Below are 17,233 nucleotides of genomic sequence, written 5' to 3' on the forward strand. Positions count from 1 at the left end.
GCTCGTGCGCCGCGGGATGGTGGTCTACTGACTCGGACACGCATTTTCTTCCCGCACGGCAAGTAGGGTGGCGATAACGGGAGGTTGCGAGCCGTCCCGACGCGATCCGAGGAGTTCGTTATGAGGGCCGCCGTCGTCACCGATACCAAGTTTTCGGTGGAGGATTTGCCAGCACCGACGCCCGGGCGCGGGCAGGTGCTGATCAATGTGTCACGGTGCGGCATCTGCGGGTCCGATCTGCATGCCCGCACCCATGCCGACGAGATGGCCGAGCTGGCCGCACGCACCGGATACGACCAATTCATGCGCGCGGAGCAGAGGGTGGTGCTCGGACACGAATTCAGTGGCGAGATAGTCGATTACGGGCCGGGCTGCCGCAAACGCTGGCGCACGGGTACACCCGTGGTGGCACTGCCGATCGTGCGCCACGACGGCGCACCGCAGCTGACCGGGCTCTCGGCGGCCGCGCCCGGCGCGTATGCCGAGCAGGTGGTTGTGCAGGAGTCCATGACCATGCCGATCCCGAACGGACTTTCGACCGAACATGCCGCACTCACCGAACCGATGGCCGTCGCCTGGCACGCGGTACGCAAGGGGCGAGTCGGCAGAGGGCAGACCGCATTCGTAATCGGCTGTGGTCCAATCGGTTTGGCTGTTATCAGCATGCTGAAGGCGTCAGGGGTGCGCACGGTGGTCGCCAGTGATTTCTCGCCGCGCCGCCGCGAACTCGCCGTCGGCTGCGGCGCCGATATCGTCGTCGATCCCGCGACCGAATCCCCTTGGGAGGCAGCGCCGAAGCGCGGGCGGATCAATGGCGTCACCGATATTCTCAGCCTCGGTTTCGACACCATGGAACGGCTGCGCCGAATCCCGAATCTGCCCTGGTGGTACGTCTTCCGGCTGGCGCACTCGCTCGATGCGGGTCCGGCGGGTCCGGTCGTCTTCGAATGCGTCGGGGTGCCGGGCATTATCGATCAGATCCTCGTGGCCGCGCCGCCGCTGTCGCGCGTTGTCGTGGTCGGCGTCTGTATGGAGACCGACCGCTTCCAACCCGCGATGGCCATCAACAAGGAAATCGAACTTCGCTTCGCCTTCGGCTACGACCCGGGCGAATTCCGCGACACGCTGCATATGATCGCCGACGGGAAGGTCGATCCGGCCCGCTTGATCACCGGAACCGTCGGGCTGGACGGTATCGATAACGCGTTCACCGCGCTCGCCGATCCGGAACAGCACGCGAAGATACTGATCGACCCCGTCAGTACGGCGACGACGCCCTGACGCTCAGCCGAGGTGCCGGTCGCGATCGGGCTGCCGATCGAGCCATGAGGGCGCTGCGGTGTCCGGGTAGCTGAGCGCGGGTTCGCCGTGCTCGAGGTAGACGGCGTGGCCCTCCATCCGGGCACGGAAGGCCTGCCAGACGCGGCGGCACAGTTCGGCTCGGGCGAAGGTGTCCACGGTGTCGACGCGGACCCACTGCCAGCGGTCCAGTTCGCTCGCCGGCAGTCGGACGGCCGATTCTTCGCCGAGTTCACCGCAGTCGAAGATGTAGAGGATCTTGTCGCCCGCCGGGTTCTGTGCCCAGTCGTGCACGAGCAGGCGCTGCGGTGAGCGGTCGAGGCCGAGTTCTTCGCCGATCGCGCGGCGACAGGCCGCTGCCGGTGATTCGCCGGGCCCGACAATGCCGCCCGGAATGTCCCAACCGCCCCGATCGACCGAATGGACGAGCAGCACGTCCTCGCCGCGCACGAAAAGAGCCCCCGCAGCCAGTCTCACCTGGGCGAACGGTTTCGCGTCACGGTCCGACATCACCTCACGACCTTCCTTCGCCGGGTCCGGAAATACGCGGGTTCGGCGGAGTTGCCGCCGTTTGACCGCACCTGCTGCGACGATGGGCACGGTCTCTCCACTTGTACACCAGCAGCGCACATACGTCCTCGAACAGCTCGAGAAGGTGGGCTAAGCATGGCCGAGAAGATCTTCGACATCGTGTGGGATGCGATCGACGACATCCGAGGCGACGTCGAGAACATGCGGCTGCGGTCGCAGTTGATATTCGAACTGACCGACCGGATCGCGGCCGAGGGCTGGAGTCCGGACGCCGCCGCCGAGCACCTAGGCGTGACCGCCGCGCGGATCTCCGATCTGCTCGGCGGCCGGACGCAGCTGTTCAGCCTGGACGCGCTGGTCAATATGATCGCCGCGGCCGGTCTGCGGGTACAGGTGCTGATCACCTGATCCTCAGGTGGCGGCGAGCACCTGATCGGCGATCTCGCGGTCAAGTGCGACACGCACCAATGCGGCGGCCAGGTCGGCGGTGTGGTTTTCGGGGGCCAGATCGGCCAAGCGGTCCGGGTCTTGCGGAAGTCGGACGCGTTCGGCGCCGCGCAGGGCGCGTTCGTCGAAATGCGGTCGAGCCCAGGTCCATATGTCCTGGACTTCGCGCAGGAAGATATCGCTGCCGGTCGGGCCGATACCCTGGAACTGTTGCAGCAGTTCGGCGGCGCGGGTCGGCTCGTGGTCGGCTTCGTCGGCGAGTTTGCGCAGATCGCCGCCGTAGCGGTCGAGCACGCGAGACGCGTTGGCGCCAAGGCGGGACGCCGTGCTTTCGTCGTAGCGCTTGTAATGTGCGCGTCCGAGTGCGTCGACGAGTTCCTGCCAGTCGGCGTCCGCGACCCGGTTCGGGGTGCGATATCCGGTGCTCACCAGTTCCTTGGTCGCGGCGACGGCGATATCGGCGGAGATCCGGGTGCTGAGCAATTCGGCGAGCATGAGCAGTTGGAACAGCGGAGCGGGTTTATCGGCCAGGGTGATGCCGGCCTCGGCCGCGTAGCCGGTGCCCGCCCGGTCCAGCAAAGCGTTCACCACATCTTTTTGAGTCATCGCATGCTCCTGGGTTCGATATCCGGGGCGTACCCAGGGGTCGCCGGTCCACACCCGGGACTACGCCGCGTAATCTTTCGCGGCGACCGTGCGGGCGACCTTCTGCGGTGCGCCGCCGATCAGACCCCGCCACGGCAGATACGGCAGCAGACGGACATTGAGATTGCGCATGCGGATCATCGAATTGCTCGGCGGCGCATACCATTTGCCGACGCCCTCGGCGAAGGTCTGACAGGCCCGCACCATCGGCAGCATTTCCGCGCGATAGCGGGCGAAGGCGATGGTGTGATCACCACCCGCGGCGGCGAGCTCACCGGCCAGGATGTAGGCGCCGACCAGCGACAGGTCCGCACCCTGACCGGATAGCGGTGACGCGCAATAGCCCGCATCGCCGACCAGTGCGACGCGGCCCTTGGACCAGTCCGCCATATGGATCTGTGCCATGGCGTCGAAGTAGAAATCGTCGGCGGCATCGAGGTGTGCGAGCAGTTTCGGCACCTCCCAGCCCTGACCCGCGAATCGGTCGGCGAGGATCTGCTTCTGCTGTTCGATATCGCGGTAGTCGTAGTCGAGTTGCTCGGATTCGAACGCGAAAACCGCTTTGGCTTCGGTGTTCCGGCGTGCGCTGTAGCTGCCCGCGATGGTGCCGGGAGTGTTGTAGTCCAGCTCCCAGCGATCGAGTTCGAGCGGGTTGGGGGTGGTGTAAATCGAAATGTAATAGCCCATATGCCGGATGAAGTCCGATTCCGGGCCGAAGACCAGTTTGCGGGTATTGGAGTGCACACCGTCCGCGCCGATCACCAGGTCGAAGGTGCGGGGTTCGGCATTGACGAAGGTGACGTGCACGCCCGAATCATCCTGGGCAAGTTCGGTTATCGAGTCGTCGAAGAGGTACTCGACGTTGTCCTTGGTGGCCTCGTAGAGCACACCGGACAGGTCACCGCGTTGAATCTCGGTGTCGCCGTTGGCTCCTACGCCATTGAAGACTTCGCTACTGATGTCTGCCTTCACTTTGCCCGCGGCGTCGACATAGGAGGTGCCGCGCTTGCCGGTGCTCAGCTCGTGCACCCGCTCGAGCAGGCCCATGCGACGCAAAACATCGGTCGCAGTGCCGAGTACGTCGATGGCCTGACCGCCTTCGCGCAGCCGCGGTGCGCGCTCGACGATCGTCGGCGTGAATCCGTAGCGGTGCAGCCAGAAGGCCAGTGCCGGTCCGGCGATGCTCGCTCCGGAGATGAGGACGGTGCGGTTCTTGTTCATGCAGGAAACTGTACATTTGTCTTAGGCATCTGCGCAAGACGAATGCCTGAGGCGATTGCGCTAGCATGCCGACCATGGGAAATCGTGAGGATCTGCTGGCGGGCGCGCGCCGCTGCCTGTTCGAGAAGGGCTATACGCGCACCACCGTGCGCGACATTTCGAATGCCGCGGGCGGGGTCAGCATGGCCGCCATCGGTTACCACTTCGGCTCCAAGGAGGCGCTGCTCAATGCGGCACTGGCCGAGGCGAATCGGGAGTGGGGCGACGAACTCGAACGCACCCTGAGCGCGGCGGCGGAGCCGAATTCGACTGCGCTACAACGTTTCGAAGCGAACTGGACCGCGGTGCTCGACTCGATCGCCGATCACCGCGGGCTCTGGTCGGCGACCTTCGACATCCTCGCCCAGTCCGGGCAGGACGAGGCGACCCGCGAACAGTTGGCGGGCAGTCTCGACGAAGCTCGCCGCGGGCTGGCCCGCCTGTTCGAGGGCATCGATGAATCCGATACCGAAGGCGGACGCGCCATCGGGTCGTTCTATCAGGCGCTGCTGACGGGGTTGGCGGCGCAGGTTTTGATCGATCCGCGGCACGCACCGTCGGGCAAGGAGTTGGCCGACGCCCTACGCCGAATCACCGGCTGACACCCCAGCGCACCAGCTGCCGCGCGCGATGTGTGGCCGCACCAACGGGTCCTCGGCACCGCCGTCGATCCGCTCCCCACGTTGATCGCGCGCAGATCACCCCGCGCCGAGAATTACTCTGGCAACAGGCTCAAAGTTCCTTCGGCGCTGCGGGCTGCGGTGAGGCAGGCGGTGGTCGTGAACTGGTCGGCCAGGGGGTGGCGGGCGCGGGCACGCCATTTGCGCACGGCGGCCATGGCCTCGGCGCGCTGTAGGGCGGGGTCGGCGCCGAAGGGCAGGCCGAGTCGCAGATGCGGGGCGACACCGGAGCCGCCGATCAGCCGGTGCAGTTCGGCGAGATCCGGTGCGGGCAGCGCCAATTCATCAGTGCGCAGGCGACCGAGTAGGCGGAGTTCGGCGAAACCGTGCACGTCGGCGAGCAAGGTGCGGACTCGGGGTAGCAGCTGGTCGGCGGGGGTGCCGGGATATGCGGTGAGGACGCGGGCCAGGGCGGTGAGGGCCGAGTGCGCCTTGAGCTGGTCGGCGCGCTGGCCGAATTGGACGTCGAGCACCGAGCGGAGTTCGTCCACACCGCTGCGGTTGGTCAATTCCGCTGCCAACGTGGCGGAGTCGCGCACCCCGAGGCGGATCAGTGTGACCGCCATCCGAATTCCGAACAGGCCGAAACGGGCCGCCAGCTGAGCGCGGAGTTCGGGCGGCACCGGGAGCGGAATATCGGGGCGGGCGAAGCGATCCGCCGAGAGCAGTGCGGCGCTCAGCTCGTCGACCGGCACCCGGGCCAGCGCCTCGAAGGCGGTGAATTCCTGCTGACGCAGGGTCGCCGCGGCGAATGCGAGCAGACCGGCGACCGGAATTACCGCCTGGCACAGTCCCGTTCGCTCCAACTCGCCCGCGAAACGTGCCGCGACATCGCGAGCGGAATGCAGTGCGTCGATTCGGCCCGCCCCGATCTCGTCGGCACGCGAGACCACTCCGATAACACCTAGCGGACCCGAAATACCCTGCGCACCAGCGGTTCCGGCACCGACCTGTTCGAGGAACCGGACGTCGGCGTCGTCGAGCCGACGCAGCAGATAGACCACGGCGTCCGCACCCGGAATCGATACGGCCGCCATGCCGTCGGCGTCACCGGGCGTGAGCAATCGCGCGGTCCGCAATGACACCTCCCGCGACAGCGACGATGTGCCAGGGGTGTCGATAATGGTGGTATTCGACAGTGCGGCAGCCGGCCACTCGACCTCGAGGTGGTCCACCTCGCGCGGGCCCGGCGCATTCCAGTTCAGTCGTTCCAAATCGAAGGTAAGCCCGTGCGTGCCGCTGCCGCGTCGCACCACCACATTCGCTGTCGAGCCGTCCGATGCGTAGGCCGTCACGCTCGGGGTCGAGCCGTTGCGGTACCAGGTGACCACGCGCGTGCATTCGGTCGCATCGGTCGGGGCGATGTCCTGACCGACCAGGGAGTTGAGCAGAGTCGACTTGCCAGCCTTCAACGAACCCGCCAGCGCAACCCGCAGCGGCTGATCCAGGCGGCGGGCACAGTCGGCCAGCAGCGCACGCGGTCGCGGCTCACGGGGAAATGCCTGCCTGGCCGCCGCGACCAGCTGATGCGCCTCGGCGACGATGCCGGGCGCCCGCCGAGCATCATGCCGGGTCACGTCTCTTCTCACGGGGTTACCGTACCGGCGGCTCCTTTCCGCGGCGCGGCGATGGCAGGTTGCATAGCATCCGCATAGCGGCGCAGCTCGGCGACCATGTGCAGCTGCCGGTCGAGTACCGCGCAGCGCTCGGTCCGGCGGGCCGTTTCCATATTCGCCGCCTCCTGCGCGGCCCGCAGCGAATCGTCGATGGAGCGCAGGCTGCGTTCGGCGACGCCGGTGTAGTGATCGCGCAGAGCCCGATGAATGCGGTGCAGGCGGTCCTTGGATTCCTTGCCCGCCTGGAACGCGACGTCATCGATGAAGCGCCGAATGGCGACCTTGGCCTCATTGCGGCGCCGGGCCAGCCTGGCCTGCTTGTCGTCGCGGAAAGCCTTGCCGCCCACCAGGACACCGGCGCCGATGGAGATCGGATTGAGCATCGCCAGCCCGGCGAAGGTGGTCGCGAGGCCGACCATCAGCACACCGCCGTAGGAACCCCGCATGCCGACCAGAATTTTGCTGCCGAAACCGATATCGGGCTCGAGATCGGCAAGGGTCCCTCCGCCGGCGCGGCTGTCGTCGGTATGCAGGCCGGAGCTGACATCGGGCAGTTCGACCATGCCGATCTCGGTGAAGTGCTCAGCGACCCGCTCGGCGAGTTCCACGGCGCGGGTATGCGTCCAGAGCAGGTTGTCGCCGAGGGCGGTGTCGATATCGCCGGTGAGCCATTCGGCAATCCGGTCCCAATGGCGGCCCGGATCGTGCTTATCGATCCACTCCTCACCGGTTCGGGCGATCTCGCGCAGGCGCTCGCGCAGATCGTGATCGACATCGCCGGCCAGATCGGTGATGCCGTCGGAGAGGGTCAGCTGCCAGGCCGAGGTACGCCGGTGCAGATCCTCGGCGGTGGTCTTCGCGATTTGCAGCTCACGGACCGCCATCGCGCCCTGGCGGGGATCGCGCAGCGCGACCAGTTCACTGCCGAGCGCGAGCGCCAAATGCTCTGCGGCGGACTGGATATCGTGGGCCACCGCAACCAAGGTGGCGGCTTGATCGCGGGCCACCACCTGTTCGCGGAGGAACTGGTACAGCACACCGAAGCCGGATTCGGCACCCAACTGTTGGTCCTGCAGAATCATCGCGTGCCTGCGCAGAACCGCGGAAACCGGGATGACCGGCACCTCGACTCGCGCTCGGCTCAGATGGCCCTCGTCGGCCTGATGCACTTGGCGCCAATGCGGATACAGATCGATCTTGGTGAGTAACAGCGCGGTGGTCGGGCACAGTTCGCGGACCTGCCGGAGGAAGGCCAGTTCCGGTTCGGTGAGTTCGGTGGAGGCATCCGAGAGCACCAGCACCGCGTCGGCGGTGGCGACCAGGCCGAGTACGCCTGCCGCATAACCACTTCCGTGGCCGCCGACGCCCGGTGTGTCCACCAGGACGATGCCGTCGGCCAACAGCGGATTCGGAAGCTGGATCTCGATGCGCAGCACCCGCCGGCCGTGTGCCTGCGGTGTGCGGACATTGATCATGCCGATCTCCTCGACCGGCAGGGGAACTCGCGCCTCCTCGGTTCCGCTCGGACCCGCCAGCACCAGTTCGGCATATGGTTCGGGACCGTGCGCGAGCAAGGTCGGGACAGCGGTGGTCGCGTCATCGCCGACAGGGCAGATCTCCAGATTCAACAACGCATTGACGAAACAACTCTTGCCCTGGCCGAGTTGTCCGACGATCACGATGCGGCGCCGCGGATCGCGGACCCGGTCGGCCGCCATCTCCAGGCGACCGACCAGATCATTGCGACCCGCGGCACGCGCCGCGGCGATGGTTTCACCCAATACCGTCAGCAGCGGTACCGCGGGCGGTTGAGCATTGACTGCGGGTGTCCCCATCGAACCTCTTTCGTACGAATATCCGCTGCCGCTTAGTGCAGGAAGGCGTCGCCGCCCAGATCGCCGCCGGCATGTCCGGCCAGATCGGTACCCGCATGAGTATCGGCGAAGAGGCTGGAATCGCTGTGCCCGGTGACCGACGTGTCCAGATGCGATCCGGCCGAACTGTCGAGTCCGGAACCGAATGCATTCGAAACATCCAGCGACGACCAGGTATTCGCAGTGGACCCAACGGTCGAGGCGGCGCCGCCGGTCAGTGCCGAACCGGCGTGACCGCCCAGATCCGCGGCGCCGTTGGCGGTGCCCTGCGCCGCGGCGCCGGAGTGCACCGTGGAGTCGACGCTCGACGAGAGTCCGCCGCCGAGGCCCGCGTCCGCCGAGCCACCGACACCGGTGGAAAGGCCTGTGGCCAAACCGGTTCCGGCGTGCGCACCGCCGCCGAGGCTGGTTTCCAGGCCACTGCCGGCCTGCACGCCACTGCCTATTCCGCTGGAAAGACCGGTCTCCAGACCCGTCCCCAGGTGTGTTCCGGCATCGACGGCGCCCTGCGCTCCGGTGGACGCACTGCCGCCGAGCCCGGTGGACGCACCGACTCCGCTGGACAGTCCCGTCTCCAGACCGGTAGCCGCATGGCCCCCGGCATCGACAGCACCGCCCAAACCTGTGGACAGCCCCGCACCGGCCTGCGTCCCGGCGCCGACCGCACCGCTCACACCCGACGAGAGTCCCGCACCCAGCTCCGAACCGGCATGCGCACCGGCACCGACCGCACCGCTCATACCCGAAGACAAGCCCGCACCCAGCTCCGAACCCGCATGCGCACCGGCACCGACCGCACCGCTCACACCCGCACCGAGCTCCGAACCCGCATGCGCACCGGCACCGACCGCACCGCTCACACCCGACGACAAGCCCGCACCCAGCTCCGAACCCGCATGCGCACCCGCGCCGACCGCACCGCTCACACCCGCACCGAGCGCCGAACCCGCGTGGGCGCCAGCGCCGACCGCGCCGCTCAGACCCGAGGACAGGCCCGCACCGAGATCGGCGCCCGCCTGCGCACCGGCGCCGACACCCGTGGACAGCCCCGCACCGGCCTGCGTCCCGGCGCCGACGGCACCGCCCAGACCCGTGGACAAACCGCCGCCCAGATCAGCCGCGCCACCGAGGGCACTGGAGAACCCGGACGTGGCGTGCGCCCCAGCGTCGCCGAGATCCGATCCGACCTGCGCACCACCGCCGAGAGCACCACCGAGACTGCTCGACAACCCGCCACCGAGCTCAGCGCCCGCACCGAGCGCCGCACCGGTAGCCAAACTCGACTCCAGCCCCGTCGTCACCTGAGCACCGGTACCGATCGCGGACGAAGCCCCGCTCGACACGCCGCCACCGAGCCCGGCCCCGGCATCCACCACACCGCCGAGCCCAGTCTCCAGCCCACCCCCGAGCCCACTTCCCGCATGCGCCCCCGCGTCGAAAGCCCCCTCGATCCCCGAAGTAGCCTGCGCCCCAGCATCAACAGCCCCATTCACCCCTGTGGACAACCCACCCCCGACCCCCGCACCGGCCTGTGCAGCCCCACCGATCCCGGTGGACAACCCCGCCTCCAGACCGCTCCCCGCGTGAGCACCCGCGTCGACAGCACCACCCAGACCTGTGGACAACCCACCACCCAGATCAGCACCTGCCTGCACACCGGCACCTACTGCGTCCTCGAGACCGGTCGACAAATTGCCACCGAGGTCCGTGGACAAGCCGCCACCCAGATCAGCACCTGCCTGCACACCGGCACCTGCTGCACCCTCGAGACCAGTCGACAAATTGCCACCAAGGCCCGTGGACAAGCCGCCACCGAGCTGAGACCCCAACTGCGCACCACCATCGAGCGCACCACCGATTCCAGTGGACAACCCGGACTCCAAACCACCAGCAGCCTGCGCACCAGCATCAACAGCACCACCCAGACCGGTGGACAAGCTGCCACCCAGATCGGAGCCTGCCTGCGCCCCACCGCCAACGGCACCGCTCAGCCCTGTGGACAGGTCGGCACCCGCCTGGGCACCAGCACCCGCTGCGCCTCCCAAACCGGTCGACAGACTGCCACCCAAGTCGGCGCCAGCTTGCGTACCAGCGCTGACAGCACCGCCGAGACCGGTGGACAAACCGCCACCGAGACCGGCACCGGCACCTGCCGCGCCCTCCAGACCAGTCGACACACTGCCGCCGAGCTCGGAACCCAGCTGTGCACCGCCGCCGAGCGCGCCACCGATTCCGGTGGACAAGCCGGTCTCCAGACCACCGGCGGCCTGCGCTCCTGCATCAACGGCGCCACCCAGACCGGTGGACAAGCTGCCGCCCAGATCGGCACCCGTGTGTGCACCGGCATCGACAGCACCGCTGAGACCGGTGGACAGACCGGCTCCGAGATCGGTCCCCAGTTCCGCGCCGCCACCGAGCGCGCCGCTCAGTCCTGTGGACAGATCAGCACCTGCTTGGGCTCCAGCGCCTGCCGCACCCTCCAGACCGGTCGACAGACTCCCGCCCAGATCCGATCCCAGCTGTGCACCGCCGCCGAGCGCGCCACCGATTCCGGTGGACAGGCCGGTTTCCAGACCACCGGCCGCGTGGGCGCCCGCATCAACAGCACCACCCAGACCGGTGGACAAGCTGCCACCCAGATCGGAGCCTGCCTGCGCCCCACCGCCAACGGCACCGCTCAGCCCTGTGGACAGGTCGGCACCCGCCTGGGCGCCGGCACCCGCTGCGCCCCCCAAGCCGGTCGACAGACTGCCACCCAGATCAGTGCCCGCCTGCGCACCGGTGTTTACCGCGCCCGTCAGGCCTGTGGACAAATCAGCGTTCGCGTCGGCTGCGGTGCCGATTGCGCTGGAGAATCCGGTCGATGCCTGGGCGCCGGCGTCCAGAGCGCCCCCCAAGCTGCCACCGAGATCGGCGCCCGCGTCGACTACGCCGCCGAGGCCGGTCTCCAAGCCCGAAATCGCTTGTGCCCCTGCACCAATCGTGCCGCCGAGACCGGCACCGAGATCCGTGCCGAGCTGGCCACCCGCACCGACAGCGCCACCAAGGCCCGTCGCGGCCTGCGCACCCGCATCAACCACACCACCCAGACCAGCACCCAAATCCGCGCCAACCTGCCCACCCGCACCCACAGCACCACCGAGGCCCGCCTCCAGACCCGTGCCGACCTGCGTGCCCGCATTCACAATGCCATTCAGGCCGGTCGAAAGGCTCGTGCCCAGGTCAGCGCCCGCTTGGGCACCGACGCCGAGGGCACCGCCGAGGTCGGCACCCAACTGGGTACCCGCTCCGATCGCACCACTGAGCCCGGCGCCGAGATCGCCACCCGCGCCGACTGCGCCACCGAGACCCGTCTCCAAGCCCGAAATCACCTGCGCGCCGCCGTTCAGGCCCGCGCCGAGAGCACCCTCCAGCCCCGCTCCGACCTGCGCTCCGGCACCGAGCGCACCCTCGAGACCAGTGGTGAGATCGGCGCCGGCCTGTGCTCCCGCACCGATCGCGCCACCCAGCGCGCCACCGAGACCCGTCATGGCCTGTACGCCCGCACCGATCGCACCGCCGAGGCCGGCGGTCAGATCCGCGCCCGCGCCGACAATGCTGCCGAGACCGGCGCCGAGTTCGGCTCCGGCCTGCAGGCCCGCGCCGATCGCGCCGTTGAGCCCGGCACCCAGGTCGAGCCCGGTGCCGACGCCGAGGCCCAGGTCCGCGCCGAGGTCGATATCGGTGCCGAGGTCCACGCCCGCGTCGGCGGCCGCACCGAGTCCTACCGCGGCGGCGGTATTGGCCCCTGCGGCGGCGCCGGTATCGACCGCTCCGGCGCCGCCGGCCGCCACGATCGCAGACAGCTGTGAGCCGCCCGCGATCAGGGCCGATTCGGCGACCATGGGGGCGACGGCGGCGATATCCTCCGGCGTCACGGCGGGCAAACCGGCAGCTGCCAGCGCCTGGCCGGGGTTGGCGCAATAACCCACCGCGGCCTCGTGGTCACGGAGCAGGTTGAGAATGAACTCCAGAATCGCGTTGGGTGTCATCGAAATCATCTCCTGGATGAGCGGACCCTCGCGATCCGCAGTCGTTGGAATGCATTTCACGCTAGGGACGCCCGGCGTTACTCCGAAACGGGGCGCACCCCTACTGCGAACCGCACGTTCCCGTTAGGGACCCCCGAACCATTAGGGGAATTTCCCCGCACCTTCCCCGACTGAGTAACGGCTGATGCCCAGCAACCGACAGAAGTGTTGCGGCTGGCAGGTCCACTGCGCCTTCCCGTCTATACAACAGCGACTACCGGGCCACACAGTTTTCGAACGGGGTTCTCGAATGACAGAGCGTCTGGCGCTCGGCATCACTGTCGGAGCGTCGAATTCGGTCGCCGTGGCGACCCCGGGGGGCGGCAGCGACTATGACAGGGGTCACTCCGGCGACACTGTCATCACCCATCCGAGTGTGCTGCGCCTCGCCCCGCATGCGGCGCCCGCGTTCGGGAGCGGCGCTCGCCCCACCGGCAGGCACTCCAGTGACGTTGTACTCGAGGGCTTTCTCGCGCGGGTCGGTGATCCGGTGGATATCCTCGCCGAGGACGGAACCGCCCACTCCGCAGCGGATCTCGTGGCCACCGCGGTCGGCTGTCTGATCGATGAGATCGGAGCAGGCGCCGCGCACTCCATGGTCGCCTGCCATCCGGCGTGGTGGTCGCGACATACCGTCGATGTGCAGCGGGCCGCGCTGGATCGCGCGGGCCTGCGCGAGGTGACCTTGGTTCCGGAGCCGACCGCGTCGGTGCGCTGGTTGGAGGCCGCGCACGGCCCGCTCGGCGACGGCACGGTCGTCGTATACGACCTCGGTGCTTCCGGCCTCACCGTCTCGGTGGTCCGCACCGGCGCGCAGGCGGCCGTGCTCGGCGCGCCATTACGCACCACCGATGTCGCCGGCGCCGAATTCGATCTGTTGACCATGCGCTATGTCCTGGCTAATGCCTTGCGTGGAAATGATTTCGATCCGTTCGATCCGGTGGTGGAACGGGAATTGTCGGCATTGCGCGATCGCTGCCGATATGCGAAAGAAGAGCTTTCCACAAATACCGCGACGGTTGTCCCGGTCCGTTTGAACCCGGATGATCACCATGCCGAAAACATCCGGCTGGTCCGTGACGAACTCGAAGACCTGCTGCGCGGTCCCTTACTCACCTCACTCGATCTCGTCCGTGACGCGGTACATCGCGCCGGACTCGATATCGGCAAAATCGGCCGGGTGCTGCTCACCGGCGGCGGCGGTGCGATCCCGCTGGTGGCCGAGTTGATCTCCACCGAATTCGCACTCCCCGTGGTCGCGGCGCCGCAACCACGGCTCACCAGCGCGCTCGGCGCCGCCGAACTGGCCGCGGACCTGATGTCGGTCACCGTGGACCGCACCCCGGTCGCAGTCATGGGCAGCAACGCGAGAACCGAGGAGCTGCCCACCGTGCCGCGGCCGGTCGAAAAGTCCGCCGACAGCCGCGTCGCCGCCAGCGCGGTAGCAAGCGGCGGCCTTTCCCACGATGACGCCGTGCCCAAAAAGACCCTGCCCGGCGCGAGCGACCGGCCCCGCCGCAGCGGCCGCCGCCGCGCCGCCGTCATCGCGGGTGCGGCACTGGTGCTCGGCGCACTTGCGACCGGCACCGTCGCCATCGGCACCGGCGCCCAGCCCGGTCCGACCTCACCGGTGAGCTCCGATCCGACGACAACGCCGGGCGGGTCCGTCGTCGCGGCGACCAGTGACGGCAATCCCACCGGCTCGGCGACGACCTCGGCGAAGGATTCGCCCGTCGGCAGTCCGAAGCCGAAACCCGCTGCGGGACAACCGGGTTCCGCTGCGACGAGCACCGTCGCGGTGGCGAGCAGCCAACCCGTCGCAGGCGAGTCCGCCGACGGCCAGACCACCCAGAACCAACCGTCTCCCGCACCGGCCACCCAGCCGACGGCGGAAGCTCCGGCGACGCATACCCAGCCCGCGCCACAACCGCAGCCTGCCCCGCAGACACCGACGCAGGTGCAGGTCCCGACCGTGCCGCCCGTACAGACCAACTTGGGCGACACCTTGAGCGACACTCTCGGCGGCGTCCAATCCGCACTGCCCAAGATTCCCGGAGGCAGATGATGGGTGATATCGCCTTCGACACGCTGCCCTGCGCCCGCGAGATCTTCCGCGAATTGGACTCCGCGGACCGGGAACCGGTCGTCTATCTGATCAGGGGCCGCTCCGGCTCCGGCAAGTCCACCCTCCTGTCGGTGATCCGGGCTCGCCTGCGCGCCCATGGCATCCCGTTCCGAGACGACCCCGTAATGACCGAACACCTTGCAGCGCAAGCAGGCTCGGTCAACGGAGCGCATGCGACGGCTGACGCCCACCGCGCCGACGGGCAGCACCCCGACCACGACGATTCGCACACCATCGGCGCGGCCCACATCACCGGCAACGGCCACAGAACCCGAATCGCTAAGAAAACCGACATCATTCAGCGCACCGACAACGGAGCGCATCCGATCCACCGCCTCGACGGCGCACACCCACGCACACCGCGTCCGGCCCTGATCATCGACAACGCTCACACCCTGAGCGACTCGGATCTCGAATCCCTCTGCGCGACCATCGAATCCGGCCGCTACACGGTCATTGTCGCGACCCAGCCGCGCCCGCACGATCCGCAGCTGCGCACACTCGCCGACACCGTGGCCCGCCGCGGCCGGGTGGCCGACCTGCGCGCACTCGGTGTCTCCGATATCGCCCCGTTCGCCCGCGAATTGGGTATGGCGGTGCCGCGCCCGGTCGCCCAGCACATCCATCGCCAGACCGCGGGCAGCCGCGGTGGCGTGGTGGCCGCGCTGACCGCCGCCTGCTCGGCCCGCCTCGATGCCGGCATCCGCGCCGTCGACGACGCCGTCGCCGCCTGGGCCCGCGCCCTCTTGGACAATCTCGAGCCCGATCTGCTGGAAACCCTGGTCGTCGCCACTACCGGCACCGGCCTGGACTCCTCCGAACTCACCGAGGTCCTTGGCGTGGACACCGCCGCGGCCCAAGAACTGATCGACCGGGCCAGGGCCAGCGCGCTGGTCACCGATGCCGATCTGCTGCTCGAACCCGCCGTCACGCCGCTGCGCACCCTGCTCGGCGACCGCCGCTTCGTGGCCGTGCAGCGTCGTTTGCTCAACGCGCGATTGGATGCGGGTCTGCTGCGCGAGCACACCGCGCTGCTGCTCGCCGAATCCGGTGTTCGCGACGAGCGGCTGGCCGAATTCCTCTGCGCCGCAGCTGAAAAGGCGGGACGCGAGGCCGTGCGCTACTACGCCGCCGCGGCGGCGACCGGCGCGGATCCGGACGTCATCGCGTTGCGCTGGGCCGAGGCGGCCGCATGCACCGGCGACGGCGATACCGCCATGCGACTTGCCGAACCGGTGCTGGCTCGTCCCGGTGTCACCGGCGCGGAACTGGCTGCGGCCGTGCGGATCTGCGCGGCGGTGCTGACCCGCCGCGGTCTGGTCGGGCGCGCGGCGCAACTGTATTCCTGGCTCGGCGCGCACCGGGTCGGGGCGGATTGGGCGGTCGGCGCGACCGTGCAGTATCTCGCCGGTGCGGTGACCGCCGCGGCGGAGCTGTCCGAATCGGCGACGCAGTGGCCGCCGACCGAGGCCAATGCGCACGCCCGCCTGATCGCCACCGCACTCGCGCGCACCATCGTCGAACACGGAACCGGCACCGCCACAGCCGTATCCGCGCTCATCCAGGCCGCGCAGGCCGATGCGAGCACCGATCGGTTCCTGCCGTGCACCGCGGTCTCCATCGCGACGCTGCTGTGCCTGAGCACCGGCGAACCGCGACGTGCCGGTGAGGCGCTGCGCCGGGCCACCACCAGCGGCCTGCGCTGTCACCAGTTGCAGGTGCTGACCGCTTGGGCGGCAATGCTCGGCGGCGACGAACAGGCCGCCGCGACCACCGTCGCCGCGCTGCAAATGGATTCCCTCGATATCCGCGACCGCCTGCTCGCGCACGGTGTCGCGGTCGGTCTGGCCCGCCGCGGCGGCGATCATGCTGCCCTGACCCGCGCCTGGCAGGCCGCCTATCCGCTCTTCGACGACGTCGACGCCGACCTGCTCACCCTGCTGCCGATCGGCGAACTGTGGCTCGCGGGCATCCGGCTGCGCGACGAGCGCCGGATCGCACCGCTGGTCGATGCCAGTCTCGCGTTGCTGCGTCGCCTCGACCAGCCGCCCGCCTGGGCCAATGCCTTCCACTGGTACGGCGTGCAGGCCGCGATCGCACACGAGAGCCCGGAGGAACTGCTCCCGCACGCCCGGCTGCTCAAGGCCGCGGCCGAGGCCGGTGACCGGCATGCCGCGATCCTCGCCGACGCGGGCCGCACCTGGGTGCTGGTGCTGCGCGGCCAGGTCGCCGCGGCTCCGGTGCAGGCGGCGGTCGCCGGACTCAGCGAGATCGGGCTGACTTGGGATGCCGCCCGGCTCGCGAGTGAGGCCGCACTCGCCGCCGCCGATTCGGCTACCGCGACCACCCTGCTGAAACTGGCCAGAACCGTCCGCGCCGACGCCCGTCCGCAGGAGCCCGCGGCTCGTCCGGCCGCGACGGCCGCGGCCTCGGGCGACGGTCAGGCCGCCGCCCCGCCACCGGTTGCCGACGCGGCGATTCTCAGCGACCGCGAACGCGAGGTCGCCGAACTCGTCCTACTCGGTTTGACGTACCGGGAGATCGGCGCTCGCCTGTACATTTCCGCCAAGACGGTGGAGCATCATGTCGCCCGGATCCGACGCCGGATCGGTGCCCGTTCCCGTTCGGAGTTATTGTCGATGCTCCGCGCCATGGGACACGGCTCGCTGCTGGTGTGATCGGGGCG

General features: G+C 68.7%; 11 protein-coding genes. 5 read left to right on the forward strand and 6 right to left on the reverse strand.

The annotated features are described in order from the left end of the window. Positions 1-120 precede the first annotated feature (120 nt). Positions 121-1,281, forward strand: coding sequence for a zinc-binding dehydrogenase (locus ACQPYR_RS41545; protein WP_433625346.1), 1,161 nt, complete (start codon positions 121-123; stop codon positions 1,279-1,281). Between the two features lie 3 nt (positions 1,282-1,284). Here ACQPYR_RS41545 and ACQPYR_RS41550 read toward each other — a convergent pair whose 3' ends face one another. Next, positions 1,285-1,899, reverse strand: a complete 615-nt coding sequence (locus ACQPYR_RS41550; protein WP_433625349.1) for an NUDIX domain-containing protein — start codon at positions 1,897-1,899, stop codon at positions 1,285-1,287. Positions 1,900-1,965: 66 nt separating this feature from the next. Here ACQPYR_RS41550 and ACQPYR_RS41555 point away from each other — a divergent pair, with 66 nt between their 5' ends. Next, positions 1,966-2,238, forward strand: coding sequence for a helix-turn-helix domain-containing protein (locus tag ACQPYR_RS41555; RefSeq protein ID WP_397042605.1), 273 nt, complete (start codon positions 1,966-1,968; stop codon positions 2,236-2,238). Positions 2,239-2,241: 3 nt separating this feature from the next. On the opposite strand, the gene ACQPYR_RS41560 is transcribed toward ACQPYR_RS41555, so the two are convergent. Both ACQPYR_RS41560 and ACQPYR_RS41565 read right to left on the reverse strand, forming a co-directional pair. Next, a complete protein-coding gene (locus ACQPYR_RS41560) occupies positions 2,242-2,883 on the reverse strand; it encodes an endonuclease (RefSeq protein WP_433625352.1) in 642 nt (213 codons plus the stop codon). 60 nt (positions 2,884-2,943) lie between these two features. Further along, positions 2,944-4,143: an FAD-dependent monooxygenase gene (locus ACQPYR_RS41565; protein ID WP_433625355.1), complete on the reverse strand. Its 1,200-nt coding sequence runs from the start codon at positions 4,141-4,143 to the stop codon at positions 2,944-2,946. A 74-nt stretch (positions 4,144-4,217) separates the two neighbouring features. Between ACQPYR_RS41565 and ACQPYR_RS41570 the strand changes: the two genes are divergently transcribed. After that, on the forward strand, positions 4,218-4,784 hold the full coding sequence (locus ACQPYR_RS41570; RefSeq protein ID WP_433625358.1) for a TetR/AcrR family transcriptional regulator: 567 nt from the start codon (positions 4,218-4,220) through the stop codon (positions 4,782-4,784). Between the two features lie 113 nt (positions 4,785-4,897). Here the strand turns inward: ACQPYR_RS41570 and ACQPYR_RS41575 are convergent, their stop codons facing one another. From ACQPYR_RS41575 to ACQPYR_RS41585, 3 genes are read right to left on the reverse strand one after another with little or no spacing between them, the layout of a single operon-like run. Continuing rightward, positions 4,898-6,451: a dynamin family protein gene (locus ACQPYR_RS41575; RefSeq protein ID WP_433625361.1), complete on the reverse strand. Its 1,554-nt coding sequence runs from the start codon at positions 6,449-6,451 to the stop codon at positions 4,898-4,900. Next, entirely contained in the window at positions 6,448-8,313 is a 1,866-nt protein-coding gene (locus tag ACQPYR_RS41580) for a dynamin family protein (protein ID WP_433625364.1), read from the reverse strand. Before ACQPYR_RS41580 ends, ACQPYR_RS41575 begins: the two co-directional genes overlap by 4 nt. Before the next feature lie 32 nt (positions 8,314-8,345). Continuing rightward, positions 8,346-12,383 (reverse strand): IniB N-terminal domain-containing protein, encoded by a 4,038-nt coding sequence (locus ACQPYR_RS41585; RefSeq protein WP_433625367.1) that lies wholly within the window; start codon positions 12,381-12,383, stop codon positions 8,346-8,348. Between the two features lie 289 nt (positions 12,384-12,672). Between ACQPYR_RS41585 and ACQPYR_RS41590 the strand changes: the two genes are divergently transcribed. Together ACQPYR_RS41590 and ACQPYR_RS41595 are read left to right on the forward strand one after the other, a co-directional pair. After that, positions 12,673-14,487, forward strand: a complete 1,815-nt coding sequence (locus tag ACQPYR_RS41590) for an Hsp70 family protein (RefSeq protein ID WP_433625370.1) — start codon at positions 12,673-12,675, stop codon at positions 14,485-14,487. Beyond that, on the forward strand, positions 14,487-17,225 hold the full coding sequence (locus ACQPYR_RS41595) for a LuxR C-terminal-related transcriptional regulator (RefSeq protein WP_433635393.1): 2,739 nt from the start codon (positions 14,487-14,489) through the stop codon (positions 17,223-17,225). Before ACQPYR_RS41590 ends, ACQPYR_RS41595 begins: the two co-directional genes overlap by 1 nt. Positions 17,226-17,233: the final 8 nt, after the last annotated feature.

This window comes from Nocardia sp. CA-120079 (assembly GCF_050955745.1).
Taxonomy (GTDB): domain Bacteria; phylum Actinomycetota; class Actinomycetes; order Mycobacteriales; family Mycobacteriaceae; genus Nocardia.

What these genes read in the sequence shown, in the direction of transcription:
- ACQPYR_RS41545 (WP_433625346.1), top strand. Translation starts at nt 121, where the DNA reads ATGAGGGCCGCCGTCGTCACCGATACCAAGTTTTCGGTGGAGGATTTG.
- ACQPYR_RS41555 (WP_397042605.1), top strand. Translation starts at nt 1,966, where the DNA reads ATGGCCGAGAAGATCTTCGACATCGTGTGGGATGCGATCGACGACATC.
- ACQPYR_RS41560 (WP_433625352.1), bottom strand. Translation starts at nt 2,883, where the DNA reads ATGACTCAAAAAGATGTGGTGAACGCTTTGCTGGACCGGGCGGGCACC.
- ACQPYR_RS41565 (WP_433625355.1), bottom strand. Translation starts at nt 4,143, where the DNA reads ATGAACAAGAACCGCACCGTCCTCATCTCCGGAGCGAGCATCGCCGGA.
- ACQPYR_RS41570 (WP_433625358.1), top strand. Translation starts at nt 4,218, where the DNA reads ATGGGAAATCGTGAGGATCTGCTGGCGGGCGCGCGCCGCTGCCTGTTC.
- ACQPYR_RS41580 (WP_433625364.1), bottom strand. Translation starts at nt 8,313, where the DNA reads ATGGGGACACCCGCAGTCAATGCTCAACCGCCCGCGGTACCGCTGCTG.
- ACQPYR_RS41585 (WP_433625367.1), bottom strand. Translation starts at nt 12,383, where the DNA reads ATGACACCCAACGCGATTCTGGAGTTCATTCTCAACCTGCTCCGTGAC.
- ACQPYR_RS41590 (WP_433625370.1), top strand. Translation starts at nt 12,673, where the DNA reads ATGACAGAGCGTCTGGCGCTCGGCATCACTGTCGGAGCGTCGAATTCG.
- ACQPYR_RS41595 (WP_433635393.1), top strand. Translation starts at nt 14,487, where the DNA reads ATGGGTGATATCGCCTTCGACACGCTGCCCTGCGCCCGCGAGATCTTC.